Origin of the sequence: Streptomyces sp. ERV7, assembly GCF_001653515.1 — a bacterium.
Lineage (GTDB): Bacteria > Actinomycetota > Actinomycetes > Streptomycetales > Streptomycetaceae > Streptomyces.
Genome location: NZ_LYOY01000029.1, coordinates 934079 through 957200, shown reverse-complemented (window position 1 = coordinate 957200; position 23122 = coordinate 934079). Strand labels below are relative to the sequence as shown.

The following is a 23122-nucleotide window of genomic DNA, read 5'->3' as shown; positions in this document are numbered from 1 at the left end:
CGGTCCGGGGCCCCTGCTGTTGCATCCGTTCTCGTGCCTGGGCGCTCGACGTGGGTCAAATCACGCGATTAGCCCCCAACAAGGGTCGAAAGTCAGCCATAAAAGGTCCAAAGACCTTGCATGATGGAAGGCATGTCCGCTCCGTCCCCCGCCTCCGCGCTGCGGCGCGCGCTGGGTGACGACCGGGCCCTGGACGTACTGATCGCACTGGCCGCGTTCGCGCTGATGATCATCGATGTGCCGGGTCTGGCGGCGGCGGACAACTCCCTGACCGGGGCCACGGTGCCGCCGGTGCTCGCGGCGGGCTCGGCCACGCTGCTGCTGCGCCGCAGATGGCCGTGGATCCCGTATCTGGCCGCCCTGCTCTTCCTCGGCTGGCTGCACCAGCTCACTCTGCTCCAGTTCGCGCTGTACTCGCTGGGCCGCTTCCGGGGCCGCCGTACGGCGGTGGTGGCGACGGTGCTGTACGTGGCGGTGGCGAGCGCGCTGTACTACGTACCCGACTGGCTGGGGCACCGCTCGGAGACGCTCAGCTCGTACCTGAGCATCGTGGTGCCGATCGGGGTGCTGTCGGCGGCGGTGGGCGTGGCGACGTACCGCCAGGATCTCGTACGCGAGGTGGAGGCGCTCCAGGCGGTGCAGGCCGAGCGGGCGTCGGTGGCGCGGGACGTCCACGACATGGTGGGGCGCGAGCTGACGATGCTGGCGGTGACGGCGGAGGTCCGCGCCCGGCGGGCCCTGGGCGGCCCGCACGAGCAGGACTTCGACTCCCTGGCGGAGACGGCGCGGCGTGCGCACCTGATGCTGAACGAGATCCTTGTGGCACGGGCGGACGAACGGACGGCGACACCGGGGCTCGATGGCCTCCCGTCCCTGGCGGCGGAGACCCGCCGGGCCGGGACGCCGGTGACCCTCGATGTGGCCGAGCGCGCGTATGGGGTGTCCCCCCTGCGCCAGGCCGCCGTCTACCGGGTGGTCCAGGAATGCCTCACCAACGCGGTGAAGCACGCGCGGGGCGAGGGGGTCGCGGTGACGATCGACGTCCGGGGCGGCGAACTCGTCGTCCACGTCCGCAACGGCCTGCCGTCCGCGGTGCCGCCGACGGCGCCGGTGTCGTCGGGGACGGGGACGTTCTCGATGCGGGAGCGGGTGGAGAGCATGGGGGGTGCGCTGCGCACTCGCCGTACGGCGAGCACGTACGAGGTGGAGGCGACGTTGCCGTCCGGCACGGCCTGACCCCCCGGGGCGGCACCCCGAACCCCCTGTCCGCCTGCGGCCCGGTGGCGGGTTGCTCGCGCAGTTCCCCGCGCCCCTGAACCCTCTGGATCCGCAGACCGTGGGTGGCTGGTCGCGCAGTTCCCCGCGCCCCTCAGCCCGTGGTCAGCTGCGGGTCGTACTCGGTTGCTCGCGCAGTTCCCCGCGCCCCTGAAGGCCTGTGGCTGAGCTGGGTTCTCTGGCTGCCGCCAACCCCCTGAGGGGCGCGGGGAACTGCGCGGCCGGCCCCCACCGGCCCGCAGGCGAACCCCGGGCCCAAAGCACCGCGGGGAACTGCGCGAGCAAGCCACCACGGCCCGCAGGTGACTACGTGTCCAGGAATACCGGGTTCGTGAACGCGGTCAGGGGACCCGGTAGGCCCGGTACCAGGGGGGCGTGGCGGACCTCGGCGCGTACGTACGTCGCGTACGACCCCGTCGTACGCCACTCCGCGCTCCCCGCCCCCACCCCCGGCAGCACCGTGGTGAACAACGTCCCCTGGTCCGTCACGAACGCGGCCGTGCAGCCCGGCGCGCCCGTGACATCCAGCCGTACCGTCACCGGCTCGTCGCGAGCCACCCGCAGCCGCTCCCCGATGCCCGCGTGGCCGCCCCGGCCGCCCGAGACGGTGAAGGCGAGGGACACGGCCGAGGACTCCGCCACGTAGGACCGGCCCGCCTTCAGGCCCGCCTGGATGGCGTCGCGGGAGAGTTCGTCGGCCAGCACCACGGTCTGGGGGCCACCGATCCGGTCCGGGTCGCGGTGCGCGTCGCTGTTGCCCATCGCGGGAGTCCAGCGGCCACCCGAACGCCCCGCCGCCGCCAGCGTGTTGTCCCACTCCTGGAGCGAGACCTCGTCGTCGGGCGTGTACGGCCCGTTCCACACCTCCACCGCGTCCGCCTCGCCGAACCCGAACTTCCAGTTGCACCCGACGCAGGTGGCGTGCGGATGTGCCGGGACGACCAGGCCCCCGGCGCGGCGGATCTCCCGGGCGAAGTGGCCGAAGCGGTTGTCGCGGGCGCGGTAGCGCCAGTCGACGAAGGTGCCCGGGTCGGTGCCGAGGGCCAGCACGTGCCCGTTGCGGGTGGTGATCTCCTCGCCGGTGAGGATCAGCAGGTCGTCGCCCCACAGCCCCTCCCACGCGGAGTGCGAGGAGTGGGTGTTGTGCTCGGACGTGTTGATGAAGTCCAGGCCCGCCGCCCGCGCCAGCGCCGCGATCTCGGCGGGGGTGCGCTTGCCGTCCGAGTACCAGGAGTGCAGGTGGCAGTCGCCCCGGTACCAGGCCCGGCCGCGCCCCTTGGCCCGGGTCGGCGGGTAGACGGGTGCGGGCGTGCTGCCCCGCTCTCCGTACTTCAGGGTGATCGTCACCGTGTACGGCAGTCCCTGCGGCGCGACCGTGTACGGGCCGAGCGCGATGTGCCAGGTCCCGGCGCGCACCGGCCCGGGGATGTAGCCGGGCGTCGCCGCGTCCGCCCGGATGAAGAACTCGGTGCGGGCGCCGCCCGACCAGCCCCGGAAGCCCCGGCCGCCCAGCTCCGTGCCGCGCTCGTCGAAGACGCCGATGTCCAGGGCGTTGTTCTGGGTGCCCGCCGGGACCGTCGCCTTCTCGTACGCGTACGACACGGCCAGCTCGCGCACCCCGCGCGGGACCTCCACCGGCAGATAGACGAAGTCGGGCGCGCCGGGCGGCAGCGTGCCGGAGACGACCCGGGTCGTCTCACCGGGGCCGCCGCCGCCGCCGCTGCCGCTGCCGCCGGGGGCCGCGTTCGCGAAGCTCACGGTTCCCAACGTAAGCGCGGTGGCCGCTCCCGTCACGAACAGCCCGCGCCGGCCGATGGTCCTGTCGTGCGCGCCGCCCTGGGGCGCGTCCTGGGCTCTGTCCTCGGATCCGGTCATGGCGTCTGCTCCCGGCGGGATGGAAGGGGTGCCTGTCGGTTCGTGTCCGTCGCTGCCCACAGTCGTACGCGCGTGTGAACTCCGGGGCAAGGGGCGGCGGTTGGGCGGTGTCCGGTCCGTGGCCGGTCCGTGGCCGGTCCATGGCTGGTCCGTGGCGGTGGTGGCCGGGCGGGATCCCTTGCACCTGTGGGGGCGGGGGGATAGGAAGTGGGCATGCGTATCGCCACCACGATCTTCCTCACCGACGAGACGATCACTCCCGTCCGGCTCGCCCGCGAGCTGGAGCAGCGCGGATTCAGCGGCCTGTATCTGCCGGAGCACACGCACATCCCCGTCGAGCGGCTCTCGCCGTACCCGCCGGGTGGCGAGCTGCCGCGCCAGTACGGCCGCACCCTGGACCCCTTCGTCGCGCTCGGGCAGGTGGCCGCCGTCACCGGGTCGCTGGAGCTGGGCACCGGCATCACGCTGGTCGCCCAGCACGACCCGATCGACCTGGCCAAGCAGGCCGCCACCCTGGACCACCTCTCGGGCGGCCGCTTCACACTCGGCGTCGGCTACGGCTGGAACCGCGAGGAGGCCGCCGACCACGGGGTGGAGTGGTCCACGCGCCGCGAGCTGGTGCGCGACCGTATCGCGCTGATGAAGGCGCTGTGGGCGGAGAAGCCGACGGCGTACGAGGGGCCGCACGGCTCGGTACGGGCCAGTGAGGCGCACCCCAAGCCGGTGCGCGGTGGGGCGCCCCGGCTGCTGGTCGGCGGCGCGGCCGGGCCGAAGCTGTTCGCGCACATCGCGGAGTTCGCGGACGGGTGGATGCCGATCGGGGGGCGGGGGCTCACGGAGTCCCTGCCGGTGCTGCGGGCGGCGTGGTCGGCGGCGGGGCGTACCCCGGGCGACCTCCGGGTCGTCCCGTACGCGGTTCTGCCCGATCCGGGCAAGCTGGCGCACTACGCGGGCCTGGGCATCGAGGAGGTCGTCCTCCAGCTCCCGTCGGCCGACGAGTCGACGGTCCGGAAAACCCTGGACGACTTCACCCCGCTCCTGGCGACAGCGGCCTGACGGTTCTGGGCCCGGACTTCACCTGCGGGCCGGTGGGTGGCTGGTCGCGCAGTTCCCCGCGCCCCTTTTGTGCCCGGACTTCACCTGCGGGCCGGTGGGTGGTTGCTCGCGCAGTTCCCCGCGCCCCTGAACCCTCTGGATCCGCAGACCGTGGGTGGCTGGTCGCGCAGTTCCCCGCGCCCCTCAGCCCGTGGTCGGCCGCAGCCGGGGAACGCGAGCTCAGCCACCGGCCTTTAGGGGCGCGGGGAACTGCGCGAGCAACCCACCACCGGCCCGCAGGCGAATCCCGGGGCCGAGAGGCGCACGGGCCGCAGGCGAATCCCGGGGTCGAGAGGTGCACGGCCGCAGGCGAATCCCGGGGTCGAGAGGTGCACGGGCCGCACGTCGGAAGGGACCCCACCGGGCCCTTCAGGGCGCGCGCGGGGCAGACGTGAAGAGGGGCCCTCCCGTCGCGGGAAGGCCCCTCTTCAGCGTGACGCGTCGGTCACATCATGTCTTCGATGTCCGCCGCGATCGGGTCCGCGTCCGTGCCGATGACGACCTGGATCGCGGTGCCCATCTTGACGACGCCATGCGCGCCGGCGGCCTTCAGCGCGGCCTCGTCGACCTTGCTCGGGTCAATGACCTCGGTGCGGAGGCGGGTGATGCAGCCCTCGACCTCTTCGATGTTCTCGATACCGCCGAGCCCGGCGACGATCTTCTCAGCCTTGCTGGCCATGTCTGTCTCCCTGTTCTTTCAAAGAACGCTGTGGCGGCGCACCGCAGGTCCGGCCGGTCCTGCCGACCGCGGTTCCGCTTTGTCACCGTAACGCACGTTTGGCCCAGTTACGCGAGCGAGCCTCCGCGCGCTGGCCAAGGATGGCGATCACCGGTACCGCGCCCGTGCGGCCAGGCTCCGGACGATACCGCAACTGGTCTACACCAGTGTGCAACGCACCCCGGAACTGGCTTGTTCCGACGGGACGGACGGGACGGAGGGTCGCCGATGAGCGCGGACAGCGCGGCAGTGGACCGGCCGAAGTGGTGGAACGGCGCGTTCCAGAACCTCCAGAAGATGGGCCGCAGCCTCCAGCTGCCGATCGCCGTGCTGCCCGCGGCCGGCATCCTCAACCGGCTCGGCCAGCCCGACGTCTTCGGCAAGGACGGGCTCGGCTGGACCGACGTCGCCAAGGTCATGGCCGGTGCGGGCGGCGCGCTGCTGGACGCCAACATCGGCCTGCCGCTGCTGTTCTGCATCGGCGTCGCCATCGGCATGGCCAAGAAGTCGGACGGCTCCACCGCGCTCGCCGCCGTGGCCGGATTCCTCGTCTACTACAACGTGCTGCACCAGTTCCCCAAGGACTGCGCCGCCGGCGCGAAGGTGATCTCGGCGGGGTGCCAGGCCAACGACGGAACGGTCGCGGCCTTCACGTACCAGAACCCCGGCGTCTTCGGCGGCATCGTCATGGGCCTGCTCGCCGCCTGGTTCTGGCAGCGCTACCACCGGGTCAAGCTGGTCGACTGGCTCGGCTTCTTCAACGGGCGCCGGCTCGTCCCCATCATCATGTCGTTCGTCGCCATCGCCTTCGCCGCGATCTGCCTGTGGGTCTGGCCGCCGATCGGCGACGCCCTGGAGAGCTTCAGCGACTGGCTGGTGGGACTCGACGCCTGGGGCGCGGGCATCTTCGGCGTCGCCAACCGCGCGCTGCTCGTCATCGGTCTGCACCAGTTCCTCAACGTGCCCATCTGGTTCCAGTTCGGCAGCTTCACCAAGCCGGACGGGACCGTGGTCCACGGCGACATCAGCATGTTCCTGGCGGGCGACAAGGACGCGGGCCAGTTCACCACCGGCTTCTTCCCCATCATGATGTTCGCGCTGCCCGCGGCCGCCCTGGCGATCACCCACTGCGCCAAGCCGCACCGCCGCAAGCAGGTGGGCGGTCTGATGCTGTCGGTCGGCCTGACCTCGTTCGTCACCGGTATCACCGAGCCGATCGAGTACTCGTTCCTCTTCATCGCGCCGCTGCTGTACGCGATCCACGCGGTGCTCACCGGTGTCTCGATGGCGGTGAGCTGGGCGCTGGGCGTCAAGGACGGCTTCAGCTTCTCGGCCGGTCTGATCGACTACGTCATCAACTGGAACCTGGCGACGAAGCCCTGGCTGATCATTCCGATCGGCCTGGTCTTCGCGGTCGTCTATTACGCGATCTTCCGTTTCGCGATCACCAAGTTCGACCTCCCCACCCCCGGCCGCGAGCCGGAGGAACTGGAAGAGGAGATCGAGCGGGAGAACACGAAGTAATAACGGCGGCATAACCAAGCGGTGGCACGGCAGAGGCCTCGGACCCCAGGGTCCGGGGCCTTTGTCCGTCATGCCGGAGTGTATGGCTCAGCACACGAAAATTGCAGGTTCCTTATCTAACCCTCACCGTGCTACAACTGGTCTACACCAGTCAGTGGTGTAGACCACGCGGGCTTCACCGCGTTCCCCCCTTGAGACGCCGCCGTCCCCCGTACTTTTCCATGTCCCCGGGCGGCGCCTTGCCAACTGGAGGAAGTTGATGAGTACGGATACCGCTACGGCGGCGCCCGCGAAGAAGCGGGGTGCCGGCCTGTTCCAGGGTCTGCAGAAGGTCGGCCGCAGCCTTCAGCTGCCGATCGCCGTACTGCCCGCCGCGGGCATTCTGCTCCGCCTCGGTCAGCCCGATGTGTTCGGCAAGGACGGCCTCGGCTGGGGGAAGGTCGCCACGGTCTTCTCGACCGCCGGTGACGCGGTCTTCGCCAATCTGCCGCTGCTGTTCTGCGTCGGCATCGCGATCGGTTTCGCCAAGAAGGCCGACGGCTCGACCGCGCTCGCCGCGCTGGTCGGCTTCCTGGTCTACAAGAACGTGCTCACCGCGTTCCCGGTGTCCGACGCCGTGGTCAACACCACCGCCAACAAGGGTGTCGACGTCGCCGCGACGTACAACGACCCCAAGGTCTTCGGCGGCATAGTGATGGGCCTGCTGGCCGCCGTCATCTGGCAGAAGTACCACCGCACCAAGCTGGTCGACTGGCTCGGCTTCTTCAACGGCCGTCGGCTCGTCCCGATCATCATGGCCTTCGTCGGCACCGCCATGGGCGTGCTCTTCGGCCTGGTCTGGGAGCCGATCGGTGATGTCATCACCAACTTCGGCGAGTGGATGACCGGTCTCGGCGCCGTCGGCGCGGGCATCTTCGGTGTCGTCAACCGCGCCCTGCTGCCGATCGGCATGCACCAGTTCGTGAACACGGTCGCCTGGCAGGAGATCGGCGACTTCAAGGACTCCACCGGCACGATGTGGCACGGCGACCTGCCGCGCTTCTTCCACGGTGACCCGACCGCCGGCCAGTTCATGTCCGGCTTCTTCCCGATCATGATGTTCGCGCTGCCGGCCGCCGCCCTGGCGATCACGCACTGCGCCCGCCCCGAGCGCCGCAAGGCCGTCGGCGGCATGATGATCTCGCTCGCGCTGACCTCGTTCGTCACCGGTATCACCGAGCCGATCGAGTTCGCGTTCATGTTCATCGCGCCGGTCCTGTACGTGATCCACGCCGTCCTGACCGCTGTCTCGATGGCCGTCACCTGGGCGCTGGGCGTGCACCACGGCTTCAGCTTCTCCGCCGGTGCGATCGACTACATCCTGAACTGGAACCACGCGACCAAGCCATGGATGATCATCCCGATCGGCCTGGTCTTCGCGGCGATCTACTACGTGGTCTTCCGCTTCGCGATCACCAAGTTCAACCTCACCACCCCGGGCCGTGAGCCCGAGGAGGAGATCGAGGACCTGACGAAGGCGTAAGCCGCACGGGTTACGCGAGAAGGGCCCCCGGAACCGAACGGTTCCGGGGGCCCTTCCCTGTGCCCAGGGTGCTCAGACCTCGTACACCGCTCCCGGCGCCGCCAGCTCCACCGGCCCGTCGTACGCCCCGCGGGCGTCCGCGAGGTTGACCTCGCCGTCGGTCCACGGCGGGATGTGGGTCAGGACCAGCCGGCCGGCCCCGGCGCGGGCGGCGTGCTCGCCGGCCTCGCGGCCGTTGAGGTGGAGGGCCGGGATGTCCTCCTTGCCGTGTGTGAAGGACGCCTCGCACAGGAACAGGTCGGCGCCCTCGGCCAGCTCGTGCAGCGCCTCGCAGACACCGGTGTCGCCCGAGTACGTCAGGGCCGCGCCGCCGTGCTCGATGCGGATGGCGTACGCCTCGACGGGGTGGCAGACCCGCTCCGTACGGACCGCGAAGGGGCCGATGTCGAACGAGCCGGACTTCAGGGTGTGGAAGTCGAACACCTCGCTCATGGAGGAGCTGGACGGCGTGTCCGCGTACGCGGTGGTGAGGCGCTGCTCGGCGCCCTCCGGCGCGTACACCGGCATGGGTGAGCAGCGGCCGCCCTCGTGGCGGTAGTAGCGGGCCACGAAGTAGCCGCACATGTCGATGCAGTGATCGGCGTGGAGGTGGCTGAGGAAGATCGCGTCGAGGTCGTAGAGACCGATGTGGCGCTGCAGCTCGCCCAGGGCGCCGTTGCCCATGTCGAGGAGCAGCCGGAAGCCGTCGGCCTCGACGAGGTAGCTCGAACAGGCCGATTCCGCGGACGGGAACGACCCGGAGCAGCCGACGACGGTGAGCTTCATGGAGCGTGAACCTCCGGGAGCGGCAAGGGAACGGGGAGGGCGGCGGGAGGTCGTGCGGTCCGTCGAGCGTAAGGCGCCACACTGCCGGTCGCTCCTCAGTGGCAGGCCGTTGTGGGGGAACTCACCTGCGCTGTCACCGGTTCGGGCGGAGTGCGGGCGGAGCGCGCGCGGGGGGTGGGCCGCCGGGTAACGTCTGCGGTATGGACACGTCCTGGTGGCTCGCGGTGATCGCCGTGGTGGTGGTCGCGCTGGGGGCCGCGGTGATCGACGGGCGGGGGCGCTCGCGGCGCCCCCCTGCCCGGCCCGGGGGGCGCGTTCGGCCGCCCGGGCGACCTGCCGGTCCTCGGCGGGCGCCCCAGGGGCCCGCGGGGCCGGATCCGGGTGCCGGCGCGCCCGGCGCCCCCTGTAGCCTCGGCCCCACCGCACACGTATGCCGCAAGGAGCCGTACACCATGACCCAGCGCACTCTCGTCATCCTCAAGCCCGACGCCGTCCGTCGCGGCCTGATCGGCGAGATCCTCGGCCGTATCGAGCGCAAGGCCGGCTGGACCATCCCGGCGATGGAGCTGCGCACCCTGGACCAGGAGACCCTGGAGCAGCACTACGGCGAGCACAAGGGCAAGCCCTTCTACGAGCCGCTGATGGGCTTCATGGCCTCCGGCCCGGTCGTCGTCCTGGTCGTCGAGGGCGAGCGGGTCATCGAGGGCGTCCGCGGTCTCGCGGGTCCCACCGACCCGATCGCGGCCACGCCCGGCTCCATCCGGGGCGACTTCGGCACCATCGTCCGCGAGAACCTCATCCACGCCTCGGACTCCGAGGAGTCGGCCGAACGGGAACTGAAGATCTTCTTCCCGGGTCGCGTCTGAGTCCCGTCCGGTTCATTTCCTGACCGGGCGTCAGCCATATAGCGCTCATGACCTGGGGCGACCGAAGGAATTTCGGTCGCCCTTCGGCATATGCGGGGCGAAGTCGGGAACGCATCGCTCCGACACGTCGTCACCATTACTAGAGGTGGACCAACGCGCCGTGTCCGTGCAGGCGGCACTACGATGGAGCCTCACGCCCACAGCACCCACCTCGCCGACCTAAAAAGCCGTCAACGCTCGATTAGGGAAGGCCGGACGCATCCTCATGGGGAGCAACAACATGTCGTTCATCGGCCGTGACATGGCTGTCGACCTCGGGACCGCCAACACGCTGGTGTACGTCAGGGGCCGCGGAATCGTCCTGAACGAGCCGTCCGTCGTCGCCATCAACACCAACACCGGCGGCATCCTGGCGGTCGGCGCCGAGGCGAAGAAGATGATCGGCCGTACGCCGGGCAACATCGTGGCCGTACGACCGCTGAAGGACGGCGTCATCGCCGACTTCGAGATCACGGAGCGGATGCTCCGCTACTTCATCCTGAAGATCCACAAGCGGCGTTACCTGGCCCGCCCGCGCGTCGTCGTCTGTGTGCCCTCCGGCATCACCGGAGTCGAGCGCCGCGCCGTCATCGAGGCCTCCACCCAGGCCGGCGCCCGCCAGGTGCACATCATCGAGGAGCCCATGGCCGCGGCCATCGGCTCGGGCCTGCCCGTCCACGAGGCGACCGGCAACATGGTCGTCGACATCGGCGGCGGCACCACCGAGGTCGCGGTGATCTCGCTCGGCGGAATCGTCACGGCGCAGTCCATCCGCGTCGCCGGCGACGAGCTGGACAACGCGATCATCCAGCACATCAAGAAGGAGTACAGCCTCCTCCTCGGTGAGCGCACCGCCGAGCAGATCAAGATCACCATCGGCTCGGCGTACGACCTCGACAAGGACGAGCACACCGAGATCCGCGGCCGCGACCTGGTCTCCGGGCTGCCCAAGACCGTGGTCATCTCGGCCGCCGAGGTCCGCAAGGCCATCGAGGAGCCGGTCAACGCGATCGTCGACGCCGTGAAGACGACGCTCGACAAGTGCCCGCCGGAGCTCTCCGGCGACATCATGGACCGCGGCATCGTCCTCACCGGCGGCGGCGCCCTGCTGCGCGGCCTCGACGAGCGGCTGCGCCGCGAGACCGGTATGCCGATCCACATCGCCGAGGACCCGCTGGATTCGGTCGCGCTGGGATCCGGCAAGTGCGTGGAGGAGTTCGAGGCCCTGCAGCAGGTCCTCGACGCCCAGCCGCGCCGATAACCGGCACGCGGGCCACGGTCCCCCCAGGTCACCGAGTGGCCCGGGGGGACCGCCCGTACGGGCCACTGCCAACCCGTACGGCGGATCGTTGATATACAGATCGAACAGATTCCGACGAGGAAGGCACGGCCGCCGCACGTGAGGGACACACGAGAGAGCCGGCTGCTCCTGGTGCTGCTGATCGCCGTAGCGTTCGCGCTGATCACGGTCGACATCCGGGGTGGGGAGAATTCACCGGTGGACGGGGCCCGGCAGGCCGCCGCCACCGTCTTCGGGCCGGTGGAGAACGGCATGGCGGCAGCCGTCGATCCGGTGGGCAACGCCATCGGCGCGGTGCGCGACTCGGGGGAGCGGCACAACAAGATCGCCGACCTCCAGCGCGAGAACGAGGCGCTGAAGCAGAAGCTGGGCAGCGACGCCCGCAACCGCTCGCGCCTGAACCAGCTCGACGCGATGCTCAAGACCGCCGGCGAGGGCCAGTACGGCATCAAGGCCGCGCAGGTCATCGGCATAGGAGCGGCCCAGGGCTTCTCCTGGACCGTCACCATCGACGCCGGCTCGCGCGACGGCCTCAAGCGCGACATGACCGTACTGAACGGGGAGGGGCTGGTCGGCCGGGTCACCACCGTCGGCCCGTCCACCGCCACCGTCCTGCTCGCCAACGACCCGGACTTCACGGTCGGCACCCGGATGGAGAACAGCGACGAGCTGGGCTTCGCCACCGGCCAGGGCGACCGGCCGCTGTCGGTGCAATTGCTCAACGGCAAGGCCAAGGTCAAGGCGGGCGACCGGCTGGTGACCTTCGGCTCGCAGTCCGACAAGCCGTTCGTGCCGGGCGTCCCGGTCGGCGAGGTCGTCAAGGTCGACCCCTCGGGCGGCGACCTGACCCGGACCGTCTATGTGCGTCCGTACGTCGGGTTCACCAAGCTCGACATCGTCGGCGTCGTCGTCCAGGCCCCGCGCACCGACCCGCGCGACCAGGTCCTGCCCGCCAAGCCCAAGCCGACCCCGACGCCGACGGTGACCGTCACGGTCACCCCGCCCCCGGCGGGCAACGCGGTCAACCCCAACCAGGCCGACCCGAACGTCCCCATCCCGAACGGCGACCCCAACGGGAACCCGAACGCGGACCCCAACGCTGATCCCAACCGGAGACCCGGCGCCGTCCCCAACGGTGATCCGAACAACGCGAACAACGCCGCCGCCGACGGCGACCAGTAGGAGCTGATCCAGATGCGCATCAACAGGGTCATCCTCTCCTCCACCCTGATCGTCGTCGCCCTCGTCGTCCAGGTGAGCGTCCTCGCCCGGCTCCAGCTCCCGGGCGCCGTCCCGGACCTGGTGCTGCTGACCGTCCTCGGCCTCGCCCTGGTCTACGGACACCTCGGCGGCGCCTTCGTCGGCTTCGGCGCCGGACTGCTCTGCGACCTCGCCCCGCCCGCCGACCACGCCGCCGGGCGCTACGCCCTGGTGCTCTGCCTGGTCGGCTACGCGGCCGGGCTCGCCAAGCCCGACCACGGCCGGCTCCGCTCGGCCACCGGGCCCATGGTCGTGGTGGTCTGCGCGGCCATCGGCTCCACGCTGCTCTACGCGGGCGTGGGCGCCCTCGTCGGCGACACCGCGGCCCGCCACGTCGGCCTGGTGAACCTGCTGTTCACAGCCGCCGTCTACGACCTGCTGCTCGCCCCGTTCACGGTGCCGCTGATCATGGCGGTGGCCAGACGGGCCGAGAACGACCCGCTGGCGGAGACATCGGGGGGCGGCGGCTCGGCCAAGAACGGCACGAGCATCGCCTCGGGCTGGCTCTCCGGCGGCACCGGGCTGCGGATCGGCAACCAGAAGGGCGGCCTGCGCGTGAAGGCCGCCCGCAACCGCGCGGCCCGGGCCGGCCGCATCAAGGGCGTCAAGCGACTGTGAACGAGGGGGCCACGGCGTGAGCAACATCCCCGAGACGGGACGCACCCCCCGGGTGCAGATCCGGCTCATCATCATCCAGGTCCTCGTCTTCTCCCTGCTCCTCACCCTCGGCGGGCGCCTCTGGTACCTCCAGATCCGCAACGGGCAGGAGTACGAGGACGAGGCCAAGAACAACCATGTGCAGCAGGTCGTCCAGCCCGCCGTGCGCGGGGCGCTCCTGGACGCGCGCGGGGTGCCGCTCGCGGACAACGAGACCCGTCTGGTGGTCTCCGCCTCCCGTACGGACCTGACGAAGATGCCCGACAAGGGCAAGGCGGTGCTGACCCGGCTGGCCGCCGTCCTCGGCATGAAGCCGCAGGACGTCATGGACAAGGTCCGCCTCTGCGACGCCAAGACGCCCAAGCCCTGCTGGAACGGCTCGCCGTACCAGCCGATCCCGGTGACCGACAAGGCCACCACCCAGCAGGCCCTGCAGATCCGCGAGCGCTCCGAGGACTTCCCCGGCATCACCGCCGACCCCACCGCGGTGCGCCGCTACACCGCGCCGGGCAAGGCCAACACCGCCCAGGTGCTCGGCTACCTCTCGCCGGTCACCGACGAGGAGATCGACAAGGCGAAGAACACCGACTCGCCGTATCTGCGCTCGGACATGGTGGGCCGCTCGGGCCTGGAGCGCACCTACGACAAGCAGCTGCGCGGCAAGGCGGGCGTGACCCGCTACGAGGTGGACAACCTCGGCCGCGTCATCGGGCAGGCGCAGAGCGACAAGGCCGAGCCCGGCTCCAACATCGTCACGTCGATAGACGCACGCGTACAGGCCGTCGCCGAGTACGAGCTGAACTTCGCGATGGAAGAGGCCCGCAAGGGGTTCGACAAGAACACCAACGAGAACTACAAGGCCGACGCGGGCGCGGTCGTCGTCATGGAGGCCAAGACCGGCCGGGTCGTCGCCATGGCCTCGCTGCCCAACTACGACCCGAACGCCTGGGTCGGCGGCATCTCCGCCAAGGACTACCAGGCGCTCACCGGCAAGGACTCCAACTACCCGCTCCTGAACCGCGCGATCCAGGGCCAGGCCGCCCCCGGCTCGATCTTCAAGGTGGTCTCCTCGGCGGCCGCGGTCCGCGCCGGATACCCGTTCGACGGCAGCTACCCCTGCCCCAGCTCGTATTCGGTGGGCGGCCAGGTCTTCAAGAACTTCGAGTCCCAGGGCCACGGCAACATCTCCATCGGCCAGGCCCTGGAGGTCTCCTGCGACACCGTGTACTACGGCCTCGCACACGACCAGTGGCTCAAGGACGGCGGGATGAAGCCCAAGAAGGACGCCGCCGACTGGTTCTACAAGACCGCCCACGACTTCGGGCTCGGCGCCAGGACCGGCATCGACCTGCCCAGCGAGGTCCCCGGCCGGGTCCCCGACCGCCAGTGGAAGCAGCGGTTCTGGACGGCCAACAAGGACGCCTGGTGCAAGCACGGCAAGAAGGACGGCGACTACGTCGAGAAGATCGAGTACGAGAACTGCCTCGAAGGCAACCTCATGCGCGCCGGTGACTCGGTCAACTACTCCATCGGCCAGGGCGACACCCTCGTCACCCCCATCCAGATGGCGACGATCTACTCGGCGATCTCCAACGGCGGCACCCTCTACGACCCGACCGTCGGCAAGGCCGTGATCAGCGCCGACGGCAAGTCGGTCAAGGAGATCAAGCCCAAGTCGCACGGCAAGCTGCCGATGTCCCAGGCCACCCGCGACGACATAGACGAAGCCCTCGCGGGAGTCGCCACCCGCGGTACGGCCGCCTGGCGGTTCGGCGGCTGGCCGCAGAAGCAGATCCCGATGCACGCGAAGACCGGCACCGCCGAGGTCTACGGCAAGCAGACGACCTCGTGGTTCGCCACGTACACCAAGGACTACTCGATCGTCATGACGATCTCGCAGGGTGGTACGGGTTCCGGCGCCTCCGGCCCCGCCGTGCGCAACATCTACGACGCGCTCTACGGGCTCGACGACGCCGGCACCCAGGACCTCAAGCGCGCCCTGCTGCCCGAGCCGCAGCAGGCACTGCCGAAGATCCAGGGCGACGGTTCCATCGACGCCCCGAAGATCGAGCCGTACGACCCGGACTCGCAGAAGGTCCCCGAGAAGAAGACCGGCGACCAGCAGCTCGCCGCGGCCAACACCGACAACCGCAACGGCGGACGCGGGCGGAGGGACTGATGGCCGGTTTCTCCGTCCAGCGCTACGCGCCGGAGCGCTCCGCCTTCGCCAAGCTCACCGCGCGCGACTCGGTGCTGCGCCGGCTCGACTGGTGGCTGCTGCTCGCCGCGCTCGCGCTGTCGTTCATCGGCTCGCTGCTCGTGTGGTCCGCGACCCGCAACCGCACCCAGCTCAACAACGGCGACCCGTACTACTTCCTGATCCGGCACGCCATGAACACCGGCATCGGCTTCGGCCTGATGATCGGCACCATCTGGCTGGGCCACCGCACCCTGCGGGGCGCGGTGCCGGTGCTGTACGGGCTGTCCGTGGTGCTGATCCTGGCCGTACTGACCCCGCTGGGCGCGACCGTCAACGGCGCGCACGCCTGGATCATCATCGGCGGCGGCTTCTCGCTCCAGCCGTCCGAGTTCACCAAGATCACCATCATTCTGGGGATGGCGATGATACTGGCGTCGCGCGTCGACGCCGGGGACACCGCCCACCCCGACCACCGCACGGTGCTCAAGTCCCTGGGCATCGCCGCGCTCCCGATCCTGATCATCATGATGATGCCGGACCTCGGGTCGGTCATGGTCATCGTGATCATAATTCTGGGCGTGCTGCTCGCCTCCGGGGCCTCCAACCGCTGGGTGCTCGGCCTGATAGGGGCGGGCGTGGCGGGCGCGGTCGCGGTCGCGGCGCTCGGGCTGCTCGACGAGTACCAGATCAACCGCTTCGCGGCCTTCGCCAACCCCAACCTCGACCCGGCGGGCGTCGGCTACAACACCAACCAGGCCCGGATCGCCATCGGCTCCGGCGGACTCACCGGCACCGGCCTGTTCAAGGGCAGCCAGACCACCGGCCAGTTCGTCCCCGAGCAGCAGACGGACTTCGTCTTCACCGTCGCCGGCGAGGAGCTCGGCTTCGTCGGCGCGGGCCTCATCCTCGTCCTGCTCGGCGTGGTCCTGTGGCGCGCCTGCCGCATCGCCCGCGAGACGACCGAGCTGTACGGCACGGTCGTGGCGGCCGGGATCATCGCCTGGTTCGGCTTCCAGTCCTTCGAGAACATCGGGATGACGCTCGGCATCATGCCGGTGGCGGGCCTCCCCCTGCCCTTCGTGTCCTACGGAGGGTCGTCCATGTTCGCGGTCTGGGTGGCGATCGGACTACTCCAGTCGATCAGAGTGCAGCGGCCGATAACGGCCTGACACCGCCCGAGAGCGACACAGGATGCCGGACCGGCCGCGATGGCCGGTCCGGCGCTCTGTCTAGGGCCCCGTTTCGCGTCTAGATTCAATTCATGGCGGAGACGAAGCGCGAGATCGAGCGGAAGTACGAAGCCACCGGTGACGACGTCCGGCTCCCCGACCTCACCAAGGTCACGGGGGTCGCGAGCGTCGCCGACAAGGGCGTGGCCGAACTGGACGCCGTCTACTACGACACCCGGGACCTGCGCCTGGCCGCGGACTCCCTCACCCTGCGCCGCAGGACCGGCGGCGACGACGCGGGCTGGCACCTGAAGTTCCCGGTCGCCACCGGCATCCGCGACGAGATCCGCGCCCCCCTCTCCCCGGCCGCCGCCGTCCTCGACCTCGTCGAGAAGCGGCTGCGCAAGGCGGGCCTGCGCCCCTCGCGCAGCGCCTCGAAGCTGGCCCGGGCCATGGCCGAGACGGCCCCGGCCGTACCCGACCTCCCGGAGCCGAAGCCCGCCGCCGTGCGCGCCGAGGGAAAGGCCACCGCGGGCGACCACGTCCTCGACTACCTCCGCGCCCAGCGCGACGCCCTGGTCGACCTCGACCCCGCCGTCCGGCGCGACCTGCCCGACTCCGTCCACCAGATGCGCGTCGCCACCCGCCGGCTGCGCAGCGCCTTCAAGTCGTACGGCAAGGTCCTCGACCGGACCGTCACCGACCCCGTCGGCGAGGAGCTCAAATGGCTCGCGGGCGAACTCGGCGTCGACCGCGACCAGGAGGTGCTCACCGAACGCCTCCAGAGCCGCATCGCCGCCCTGCCCCGCCCCCTGGTGCTCGGACCGGTCCGCGGACGGCTGCGGATCTGGAGCGTCGCCCGCCGCTCCGGCTCGCGCCGCAAGACCATCGCCGTCCTCGACAGCAAGCGCTACCTCGTCCTGCTCGACACCCTGGACGCGCTCCTTGAGGGCCCGCCGCTGCGCCCGGCGGCCCGGCGCCCGGTCACCGAGGTGGTGCCCAAGGCGGTGCTCAAGGACTACGACCGGCTGGCGGGCCGGATAGCGCACGCCCTGGAGCTCGACCCCGGCGAGCCGCGCGACCTGGCCATGCACGAGGCCCGCAAGGCCGCCAAGCGCGCCCGGTACGCCGCCGAGGCCGCCAGGCCCGCGCTCGGCGCCCCCGCCAAGAGGTTCGCCCAGAGGATGAAGGCGGTGCAGACGGTCCTGGGCGACCACCAGGACAGCGTGGTGGCCCGCGAGGCCCTGCGCGGTCTGGCGGTCCAGGCCCATCTGGCCGGCGAGTCCGCGTTCACCTGGGGACTTCTGTACGGGCGGGAGGTGGCGGCGGCGGCCGACCGCGAGCGCGAGCTGCCCGAAGTCTGGCGAAAGGCCTCCCGGCCGAAGCTGCGCGAGCGGCTGCGGGCCTGAGCCGGGGGACCGGAGCGGCCGGGGGCACCTCGTGAGCGGGTTACGCTAGAGAGTCGCCCCCTGCCAGCTCACGAAAGTTCGTCGAGATGACTGCCGCCGAGTCCGTCTTCCCACAGCTCGAAGCCCTGCTCCCGCATGTGCAGAAGCCGATCCAGTACGTCGGCGGTGAGCTGAACTCCACGGTCAAGCCGTGGGAAAGCTGCGATGTGCGCTGGGCGCTCATGTACCCGGACGCGTACGAGGTCGGGCTGCCCAACCAGGGCGTCATGATCCTCTACGAGGTGCTGAACGAGCGCGAGGGCGTCCTCGCCGAGCGCACGTACAGCGTGTGGCCGGACATGGAGGAGCTGATGCGCGAGCACCGCGTGCCCCAGTTCACCGTGGACAGCCACCGCCCCGTCGGCGCCTTCGACGTGTTCGGCCTCAGCTTCTCCACCGAGCTGGGCTACACCAACATGCTCACGGCCCTGGACCTGGCGGGCATCCCGCTGGAGTCCAAGGACCGCACGATCGACGACCCGATCGTCCTCGCGGGCGGCCACGCGGCCTTCAACCCCGAACCGATCGCGGACTTCATCGACTGCGCGGTCATCGGCGACGGCGAGCAGGCCGTCCTCGACATGACCGAGATCATCCGGGGCTGGAAGGCCGAGGGCCGCCCCGGCGGCCGCGAGGAAGTCCTGTTCCGCCTCGCCAGGACCGGCAATGTGTATGTGCCGGGCTTCTACGACGTGGAGTACCTGCCGGACGGCCGCATCGGCCGTGTCGTCCCGAAGAAGTCGGGCGTGCCGTGGCGGGTCAGCAAGCACACCGTGATGGACCTCGACGAGTGGCCCTACCCGAAGCAGCCGCTCGTGCCGCTCGCGGAGACCGTCCACGAGCGCATGTCCGTCGAGATCTTCCGCGGCTGCACCCGCGGCTGCCGTTTCTGCCAGGCCGGCATGATCACGCGCCCCGTGCGGGAGCGAAGCATCACCGGCATCGGCGAGATGGTGGAGAAAGGCCTGAAGGCCACCGGCTTCGAGGAGGTCGGCCTGCTGTCCCTGTCCAGCGCCGACCACACCGAGATCGGTGAGATCGCCAAGGGCCTCGCGGACCGGTACACCGAGGACAAGATCGGCCTCTCGCTGCCCTCCACCCGCGTGGACGCCTTCAACGTCGACCTCGCCAACGAGCTGACCAGGAACGGCCGTCGCTCCGGTCTGACCTTCGCCCCCGAGGGCGGCTCCGAGCGCATGCGCAAGGTCATCAACAAGATGGTCTCGGAAGAGGACCTGATCCGTACGGTCTCGACCGCGTACGGCAACGGCTGGCGCCAGGTGAAGCTGTACTTCATGTGCGGCCTGCCCACCGAGACCGACGAGGACGTCCTCCAGATCGGCGACATGGCGGTCAACGTGATCGCCAAGGGCCGCGAGGTCTCCGGCCAGAACGACATCCGCTGCACGGTGTCCATCGGCGGGTTCGTGCCCAAGCCGCACACCCCGTTCCAGTGGGCCCCGCAGCTCTCCGCCGAGCAGACCGACGCGCGTCTTGAGAAGCTCCGCGACAAGATCCGCGGCGACAAGAAGTACGGCCGCTCCATCGGCTTTCGCTACCACGACGGCAAGCCGGGCATCGTCGAGGGCCTCCTCTCGCGCGGCGACCGCCGCGTCGGCGCGGTCATCCGCGCCGTCTACGAGGACGGCGGCCGCTTCGACGGCTGGCGCGAGCACTTCAGCTACGACCGCTGGATGGCCTGCGCCGAGAAGACCCTGCCGGCGTACGGCGTGGACGTCGACTGGTACACCACGCGCGAGCGCACGTACGAGGAGGTCCTGCCCTGGGACCACCTGGACTCCGGTCTCGACAAGGACTGGCTCTGGGAGGACTGGCAGGACTCGCTCGACGAGACCGAGGTCGAGGACTGCCGCTGGACGCCGTGCTTCGACTGCGGTGTCTGCCCGCAGATGGACACCCAGATCCAGATCGGCCCGACCGGCAAGAAGCTGCTGCCGCTGACGGTCGTGAAGTAACCACTCGATCACCGGTTGATCACGGCGGGCCCCGCATCGCAACGATGCGGGGCCTTTGCCGCGTCTTGACGTACATGGAACTCCAGCAGCCGCCGAGACAGCCCGAGGGCTGTCTGACCGTCGCGATCCGCATCCCGGTACGGATCGTGGTCCTGGTGCTGGTGGTCCCGATCCGGCTGGTCTGGGACGCGGTCACGGCGACGGCCCGCGCCGTCCACCGCACGGCGCTGCGCCCGCTGGGACGCGCACTGGCCTGGCTGGGCCGCACGCTGATCGTGGTCCCGCTCACGTATCTGGGCCGCGGCCTGGCCTGGGTCGGGCGGGTGCTCGTGGTCACCCCGCTGGCCTGGCTGTGGCGGTACGGGGTGGCCGTCCCGGCGGCATGGCTCTACCGCCGTCTGCTGACCCCACTGGGGCACGGGATCGCCTGGGTGGCGCGCGGAGTCCGGCGGGTCGTCGCCGCCGTGGGGTCGGCCGTCGGGTGGGTCGTCTCCGGTGTGTGGGCCGGGATCGCCTGGCTCGGCTCCGGGATGGGGATCGGGCTCGGCTGGGCCGGCGCCCGGGTGTGGGCGGGCCTGCGCTGGATCGGGCGGGGGATCGGTGTGGTCCTCTCCGTGATCGGGACCGCCCTCGTTCGAGTGGGTTTGATCTTGTTTGTGGTACCCGTCGGGTGGTTCTACCGATGGGTGCTGACGCCGATCGGGCACGCCGTCGCCGTCGTCGCCCGCGAGGTCGCCGCCGCGTTCGGGCACGCCTGGCGGATCGCCGGGCATGTTTCGCGGGCCGTCGGACGCCGCCTGAAGTGGCTCGGCCGGCAACTCGTCGGCAGGCCCGTGCGCTGGGTGTGGCGGACCCTGTGCGCGCCGGTGCTGCACTGGGTGCGGGACACCCTGTGGGCCCCGGCGGCCCGGGCGGCGGCCGTGGCGGGCCGGGCCCCGCTGTCCCGGGCCCCGGGCCCGGGACAGCGGGGGCGGGGCGCCGGGGGAGATCCCTGGTTTGACCCGTGGGAAAGCGGCCCGTAACCTTGACCGTCGGCGTGTTTCCATGCGCGCCCGCCTCTGAGCACCTCCCTCCCGGCGACCGTTCGCGGTCGTGGGGAGAGGCCGCTCGTCCATTCCGGATCATCACGGGCCCGCCCGTGTGACGCGGCTGGCTTCAGGGGTTTCCGTTCCGAGCGAGAGAGAGATCCGCGTGTACGCCATCGTGCGCAGCGGTGGTCGCCAGCACAAGGTAGCTGTCGGCGACATCGTTGAGGTTGACAAGATTTCCACTGCCAAGGTTGGCGACACGGTCGAGCTCTCGACCCTGCTCGTTGTCGACGGCGACGCTGTCACCAGCGACCCGTGGGTGCTGGCCGGCATCAAGGTCACGGCCGAGGTCGTGGACCACCACAAGGGTGCCAAGATCGACATCCTTCGGTACAAGAACAAGACCGGTTACCGCCGTCGCCAGGGCCACCGCCAGCAGTACACGGCGATCAAGGTCACCGGCATCCCCGCGGCTGCGAAGTAAGGGACTGAGGAGACATGGCACACAAGAAGGGCGCATCGTCCACCCGGAACGGTCGCGACTCCAATGCTCAGCGGCTCGGTGTGAAGCGCTTCGGCGGTCAGACCGTCAACGCCGGTGAGATCCTGGTCCGCCAGCGTGGCACCCACTTCCACCCGGGCGCCGGTGTCGGCCGCGGTGGCGACGACACGCTGTTCGCCCTGCAGGCCGGCGCGGTGCAGTTCGGCACCCACCGTGGCCGCAAGGTCGTGAACATCGTTCCGGTCGCCTGACCGGTTCTCTCGTGAGGCGGACCTCACTTCCCGTACGGACCCCGTACGGGAAGCAGGTCCGCCTTTCGCGTGTTTCTAATGAAACACGGCACTACACAGACATTCCGTACGTACTGGAGGCAAGCCCATGACCACCTTCGTGGACCGCGTCGAGCTGCACGTCGCCGCGGGTAACGGAGGCCACGGCTGCGCCTCCGTGCACCGGGAGAAGTTCAAGCCGCTCGGCGGCCCCGACGGCGGCAACGGCGGCCGCGGCGGCGACGTCATCCTGGTCGTCGACCAGTCGGTGACCACGCTCCTCGACTACCACCACAGCCCGCACCGCAAGGCCACCAACGGTGCGCCCGGCGCCGGCGACAACCGCTCCGGCAAGGACGGCCAGGACCTGGTCCTGCCGGTCCCGGACGGCACCGTCGTCCTCGACAAGGACGGCAACGTGCTCGCCGACCTGGTCGGCCAGGGCACCACCTTCATCGCCGGCCAGGGCGGTCGCGGCGGCCTCGGCAACGCGGCGCTCGCCTCCGCCCGGCGCAAGGCCCCCGGCTTCGCGCTGCTCGGCGAGCCCGGCGAGGCCCGTGACGTGGTCATGGAGCTCAAGACCGTCGCGGACGTGGCCCTCGTCGGCTACCCGAGCGCCGGCAAGTCCTCGCTGATCTCGGTGCTCTCCGCCGCCAAGCCGAAGATCGCGGACTACCCGTTCACCACCCTGGTCCCCAACCTCGGCGTGGTCACCGCGGGCTCCACCGTCTACACCATCGCGGACGTCCCCGGCCTCATCCCCGGCGCCAGCCAGGGCAAGGGCCTGGGCCTGGAGTTCCTGCGGCACGTCGAGCGCTGCTCGGTGCTGGTGCACGTCCTGGACACCGCCACCCTGGAGTCCGACCGCGACCCGGTCTCCGACCTCGACATCATCGAGGCCGAGCTCAAGCAGTACGGCGGGCTCGACGACCGGCCCCGTATCGTCGTCCTCAACAAGATCGACATCCCGGACGGCCAGGACCTCGCGGACATGATCCGCGGCGATCTGGAGGAGCGCGGCTACCAGGTCTTCGAGGTCTCCGCGGTCGCCCGCACCGGTCTGAAGGAGCTCTCCTTCGGGCTGGCGAAGATCGTGGCCGAGGCGCGTGCCGCCAAGCCCGTCGAGGAGGCCACCCGGATCGTGATCCGCCCCAAGGCGGTCGACGACGCGGGCTTCACGGTCATCTACGACGAGGCGGCCGAGGTCTACCGGGTGCGCGGCGAGAAGCCGGAGCGCTGGATCCGCCAGACCGACTTCAACAACGACGAGGCCGTCGGCTACCTCGCCGACCGCCTCAGCCGTCTCGGCGTCGAGGACCAGCTGATGAAGGCGGGCGCCCGCGCGGGCGACGCCGTGGCCATCGGCCCCGAGGAGAACGCGGTCGTCTTCGACTGGGAGCCGACGATGATGGCGGGCGCGGAGATGCTCGGCCGCCGTGGCGAGGACCACCGCCTGGAGGCCCCCCGTCCCGCCGCGCAGCGCCGTCGCGACCGCGACGCGGAGCGCGACGAGGCGCAGCAGGAGTACGACGACTTCAAGCCGTTCTAGCCGGTCGGCTCGGTCCGGCTGCGGG

At 70.4% G+C, this 23122-nt stretch carries 19 protein-coding genes; 16 read left to right on the top strand and 3 right to left on the bottom strand.

Features of this window, described 5'->3' with window-relative positions; translation table 11 throughout:
• Positions 1-132: 132 nt before the first annotated feature.
• Positions 133-1236 carry a sensor histidine kinase gene (locus tag A8W25_RS10660; protein WP_234386400.1) on the top strand — a complete coding sequence of 368 codons (1104 nt, stop codon included), beginning with the start codon at positions 133-135 and terminating at the stop codon, positions 1234-1236.
• Between the two features lie 345 nt (positions 1237-1581).
• Here the strand turns inward: A8W25_RS10660 and A8W25_RS10655 are convergent, their stop codons facing one another.
• A complete protein-coding gene (locus A8W25_RS10655; RefSeq protein WP_067158952.1) occupies positions 1582-3150 on the bottom strand; it encodes a CehA/McbA family metallohydrolase in 1569 nt (522 codons plus the stop codon).
• Between the two features lie 213 nt (positions 3151-3363).
• Between A8W25_RS10655 and A8W25_RS10650 the strand changes: the two genes are divergently transcribed.
• Positions 3364-4206, top strand: coding sequence for an LLM class F420-dependent oxidoreductase (locus A8W25_RS10650; protein ID WP_067158950.1), 843 nt, complete (start codon positions 3364-3366; stop codon positions 4204-4206).
• Between the two features lie 484 nt (positions 4207-4690).
• On the opposite strand, the gene A8W25_RS10645 is transcribed toward A8W25_RS10650, so the two are convergent.
• The gene (locus A8W25_RS10645) at positions 4691-4924 is read right to left on the bottom strand and encodes a glucose PTS transporter subunit EIIB (RefSeq protein ID WP_018517946.1); all 234 of its coding nucleotides are present in this window, start codon (positions 4922-4924) and stop codon (positions 4691-4693) included.
• Positions 4925-5191: 267 nt separating this feature from the next.
• On the opposite strand from A8W25_RS10645, the gene A8W25_RS10640 reads away from it, so the two are divergent.
• Positions 5192-6487, top strand: coding sequence for a PTS transporter subunit EIIC (locus tag A8W25_RS10640; RefSeq protein WP_067158948.1), 1296 nt, complete (start codon positions 5192-5194; stop codon positions 6485-6487).
• A gap of 259 nt (positions 6488-6746) precedes the next feature.
• Positions 6747-8009 carry a PTS transporter subunit EIIC gene (locus tag A8W25_RS10635; protein WP_067158946.1) on the top strand — a complete coding sequence of 421 codons (1263 nt, stop codon included), beginning with the start codon at positions 6747-6749 and terminating at the stop codon, positions 8007-8009.
• Positions 8010-8081: 72 nt separating this feature from the next.
• Here A8W25_RS10635 and A8W25_RS10630 read toward each other — a convergent pair whose 3' ends face one another.
• Positions 8082-8834 (bottom strand): MBL fold metallo-hydrolase, encoded by a 753-nt coding sequence (locus A8W25_RS10630; protein WP_067158945.1) that lies wholly within the window; start codon positions 8832-8834, stop codon positions 8082-8084.
• Positions 8835-9286: 452 nt separating this feature from the next.
• Between A8W25_RS10630 and ndk the strand changes: the two genes are divergently transcribed.
• The 12 genes from ndk (at position 9287) to obgE (ending at position 23097) form a co-directional block, all read left to right on the top strand.
• Positions 9287-9700: a nucleoside-diphosphate kinase gene (gene ndk, locus A8W25_RS10625; RefSeq protein ID WP_067158938.1), complete on the top strand. Its 414-nt coding sequence runs from the start codon at positions 9287-9289 to the stop codon at positions 9698-9700.
• A gap of 280 nt (positions 9701-9980) precedes the next feature.
• The gene (locus A8W25_RS10620; RefSeq protein WP_053727412.1) at positions 9981-11000 is read left to right on the top strand and encodes a rod shape-determining protein; all 1020 of its coding nucleotides are present in this window, start codon (positions 9981-9983) and stop codon (positions 10998-11000) included.
• A gap of 138 nt (positions 11001-11138) precedes the next feature.
• Positions 11139-12221, top strand: coding sequence for a rod shape-determining protein MreC (gene mreC / locus A8W25_RS10615; RefSeq protein WP_079125950.1), 1083 nt, complete (start codon positions 11139-11141; stop codon positions 12219-12221).
• A gap of 12 nt (positions 12222-12233) precedes the next feature.
• Positions 12234-12917 (top strand): rod shape-determining protein MreD, encoded by a 684-nt coding sequence (mreD, locus tag A8W25_RS10610; protein ID WP_067158937.1) that lies wholly within the window; start codon positions 12234-12236, stop codon positions 12915-12917.
• 16 nt (positions 12918-12933) lie between these two features.
• Positions 12934-15135: a penicillin-binding protein 2 gene (gene mrdA / locus A8W25_RS10605; protein WP_067158936.1), complete on the top strand. Its 2202-nt coding sequence runs from the start codon at positions 12934-12936 to the stop codon at positions 15133-15135.
• Complete coding sequence (gene rodA, locus A8W25_RS10600; protein ID WP_067158932.1) at positions 15135-16325, top strand: rod shape-determining protein RodA; 1191 nt, start codon at positions 15135-15137, stop codon at positions 16323-16325. Before mrdA ends, rodA begins: the two co-directional genes overlap by 1 nt.
• A 92-nt stretch (positions 16326-16417) precedes the next feature.
• Positions 16418-17734: a CYTH and CHAD domain-containing protein gene (locus A8W25_RS10595; RefSeq protein ID WP_067158930.1), complete on the top strand. Its 1317-nt coding sequence runs from the start codon at positions 16418-16420 to the stop codon at positions 17732-17734.
• 86 nt (positions 17735-17820) lie between these two features.
• Positions 17821-19749 carry a TIGR03960 family B12-binding radical SAM protein gene (locus tag A8W25_RS10590; RefSeq protein ID WP_067158928.1) on the top strand — a complete coding sequence of 643 codons (1929 nt, stop codon included), beginning with the start codon at positions 17821-17823 and terminating at the stop codon, positions 19747-19749.
• A gap of 74 nt (positions 19750-19823) precedes the next feature.
• On the top strand, positions 19824-20771 hold the full coding sequence (locus A8W25_RS10585; protein WP_067158924.1) for a hypothetical protein: 948 nt from the start codon (positions 19824-19826) through the stop codon (positions 20769-20771).
• 169 nt (positions 20772-20940) lie between these two features.
• Positions 20941-21261: a 50S ribosomal protein L21 gene (gene rplU / locus A8W25_RS10580; RefSeq protein ID WP_015033583.1), complete on the top strand. Its 321-nt coding sequence runs from the start codon at positions 20941-20943 to the stop codon at positions 21259-21261.
• Between the two features lie 14 nt (positions 21262-21275).
• Positions 21276-21530 (top strand): 50S ribosomal protein L27, encoded by a 255-nt coding sequence (rpmA, locus tag A8W25_RS10575; RefSeq protein WP_049715810.1) that lies wholly within the window; start codon positions 21276-21278, stop codon positions 21528-21530.
• Positions 21531-21657: 127 nt separating this feature from the next.
• Positions 21658-23097, top strand: coding sequence for a GTPase ObgE (obgE, locus tag A8W25_RS10570; protein ID WP_067158923.1), 1440 nt, complete (start codon positions 21658-21660; stop codon positions 23095-23097).
• The last annotated feature ends 25 nt before the right edge of the window (positions 23098-23122 follow it).